Below are 2,686 nucleotides of genomic sequence, written 5' to 3' on the forward strand. Positions count from 1 at the left end.
GCGTCGATCAGCGCCGTCTCGGCCAATGTCCGCTGGGGCTGTGCGTGCATGTTCATTGCTCTTGCCTCGTTCGACCCCATCTCACGCGGCTTCGCCGATCACGCCGGCGTAGCCGTTGGCCTCGAGATCGAGCGCCAGCGACTTGTCGCCCGACTTGATCACCTGGCCCTTGTAGAGAACGTGCACGGTGTCCGGCACGATGTGCTCCAGCAGGCGCTGGTAATGGGTGATGACGATGATCGCGCGGTCTGGCGAACGCAGTGCATTGACGCCGTCCGAGACGATCTTCAGCGCGTCGATGTCGAGGCCGGAATCCGTCTCGTCCAATACGCAGAGCTTCGGCTCCAGAAGCTTCATCTGCAGGATCTCGGCGCGCTTCTTTTCGCCGCCGGAGAAGCCGACATTGAGCGGCCGCTTTAGCATGTTCATATCCATGCTGAGCGAAGCGGCGGCGTCCTTCACCCGCTTGAGGAATTCCGGGATCTTCAGCGGCTCCTCGCCGCGCGCCTTGCGCTGCTCGTTCATTGCCACCTTGAGGAATTCCATGGTCGCGACGCCCGGTATCTCCATCGGATACTGGAACGCGAGGAAGATGCCGGCGGTGGCGCGCTCGGCCGGATCCATCTCCAGGATCGACTGGCCGTTGTAGAGGATATCGCCTTCGGTGACCTCATAGTCCTCGCGGCCGGCAAGGATGTAGGAGAGCGTCGATTTGCCCGAGCCATTCGGGCCCATGATGGCTGCGACCTCGCCGGCTTTCACCGTCAGGTTGAGGCCGCGGATGATCTCGGTGCCGTCATCGACGATGCGGGCATGGAGGTTCTTGATTTCAAGCATTTTGGTTCCGTTCCAAGAAGTGTCCGTTCAATCTCAGCGCCAACGCCAGCGCCACTCGCCATCCGTCTTGGCCTTGGTGAACGGTATGATTGCGCCCGCGAGGGCAATAACAACGAGAATGGCCAGCCATCTGGGCGCCCCGACATGGACGAGCCCCAGCATGACGGCGAGCACGACCAGCACGAAGGCACCGACGAACGCCCAGCCTTTCCAGTTGCTCGGCGTCGCGCCGTAGCCGAAGCGCTTCGGCCTGAACCATTTCTCGCCGGTGGTCATCCGACGCTTCCCTCGAGGCTGATGCCGATCAGCTTCTGCGCCTCGACGGCAAACTCCATCGGCAGCTGCTGGATGACGTCCTTGACGAAGCCGTTGACGATCAGCGCGATCGCCTCTTCCTCGGGGATGCCGCGCTGCATGACGTAGAACTTCTGGTCCTCGGAGATCTTCGACGTCGTCGCTTCGTGCTCGAACTTCGCTGTCGCGTTCTTGGCTTCCATGTAGGGCACGGTGTGCGCGCCGCACTGGTCGCCGATCAAAAGCGAGTCGCAGTTGGTGAAGTTGCGCGCGTTGGTCGCCTTGCGATGCGCCGAGACCTGGCCGCGATAGGTGTTCTGCGAGAAGCCGGCGGCGATGCCCTTCGAGATAATGCGGCTCGAGGTGTTCTTGCCGAGATGGATCATCTTGGTGCCGCTGTCGACCTGCTGGTAGCCGTTCGAAACCGCGATCGAATAGAACTCGCCGCTGGAATCGTCGCCGCGCAGGATGCAGCTCGGGTATTTCCAGGTGATGGCCGAGCCGGTCTCGACCTGCGTCCACGAAATCTTCGAGCGGTCGCCGCGGCAGTCGCCCCGCTTGGTGACGAAATTGTAGATGCCGCCCTTGCCCTCGGCATCGCCGGGGTACCAGTTCTGCACCGTCGAATATTTGATCTCGGCGTCGTCGAGCGCAATCAGTTCGACCACCGCCGCATGCAACTGGTTCTCGTCGCGCTGCGGCGCCGTGCAGCCTTCGAGATAGGAGACATAGGCCCCCTCCTCGGCAATGATCAGCGTGCGCTCGAACTGGCCGGTGTTCTTCTCGTTGATGCGGAAATAGGTCGACAGCTCCATTGGGCAACGCACGCCCTTCGGCACGAAGACGAACGATCCGTCGGTGAACACGGCAGAGTTCAACGTCGCATAGTAATTGTCGGAGGTCGGAACGACCGAGCCGAGATATTTCTGCACCAGTTCCGGATGCTCGCGGATCGCTTCAGAGATCGAGCAGAAGATGACGCCGGCCTTGGCGAGCTCTTCCTTGAAGGTGGTCACGACCGAAACGGAATCGAACACGGCGTCGACCGCGACGCGGCCGGATTTGTAGACGTTGTCACCGACTTCTTCATCTTCCGACGGTTCGGGCTTCTGCACGCCAGCGAGGATTTCCTGCTCCTTGAGCGGAATGCCGAGCTTCTCATACACCTTGAGCAGCTCAGGATCGACCTCGCCCAGCGACTTCGGTCCAGGCGTGCTCTTCGGCGCGGCGTAGTAGTAGATGTCCTGGAAGTCGATCTTCGGATAGTGGACGCGCGCCCAGGTCGGCTCTTCCAGCGTCAGCCAACGGCGATACGCCTCCAGACGCCATTCCAGCATCCAGCCCGGCTCATCCTTCTTGGCCGAGATGAAGCGAATGATGTCTTCGCTTAGGCCCTTCGGGGCCTTGTCCATCTCGATCTCTGTCTGGAATCCGTATTTATACTGGTCGACGTCGATCTTTCGAACCCGATCGATCGTCTCCTGCACAGCAGGCATAAGCGTTCTCCATCCACGCCGGGGTCAAGGCCCGACAGTTTTCAAACTATGGCACCGCT

At 61.0% G+C, this 2,686-nt stretch carries 3 protein-coding genes; all 3 read right to left on the bottom strand.

The features are described 5' to 3' along the window. Positions 1-81: 81 nt before the first annotated feature. Genes sufC through sufB form a run of 3 tightly spaced genes read right to left on the bottom strand, consistent with a single transcriptional unit; the run spans position 82 to position 2,627 of the window. A complete protein-coding gene (sufC, locus tag Q0L57_RS11900; RefSeq protein WP_296742853.1) occupies positions 82-837 on the bottom strand; it encodes a Fe-S cluster assembly ATPase SufC in 756 nt (251 codons plus the stop codon). Between the two features lie 33 nt (positions 838-870). After that, entirely contained in the window at positions 871-1,113 is a 243-nt protein-coding gene (locus tag Q0L57_RS11905; protein WP_296742855.1) for a hypothetical protein, read from the bottom strand. Continuing rightward, the gene (sufB, locus tag Q0L57_RS11910; protein WP_296742857.1) at positions 1,110-2,627 is read right to left on the bottom strand and encodes a Fe-S cluster assembly protein SufB; all 1,518 of its coding nucleotides are present in this window, start codon (positions 2,625-2,627) and stop codon (positions 1,110-1,112) included. Before sufB ends, Q0L57_RS11905 begins: the two co-directional genes overlap by 4 nt. Between the last annotated feature and the right edge of the window lie 59 nt (positions 2,628-2,686).

It is taken from the genome of Mesorhizobium sp., assembly GCF_024509055.1.
Taxonomy (GTDB): Bacteria; Pseudomonadota; Alphaproteobacteria; order Rhizobiales; family Rhizobiaceae; genus Mesorhizobium.

Coding starts and splice junctions, on each gene's coding strand:
- sufC (WP_296742853.1), bottom strand. CDS start 837: ATGCTTGAAATCAAGAACCTCCATGCCCGCATCGTCGATGACGGCACC.
- sufB (WP_296742857.1), bottom strand. CDS start 2,627: ATGCCTGCTGTGCAGGAGACGATCGATCGGGTTCGAAAGATCGACGTC.
- Q0L57_RS11905 (WP_296742855.1), bottom strand. CDS start 1,113: ATGACCACCGGCGAGAAATGGTTCAGGCCGAAGCGCTTCGGCTACGGC.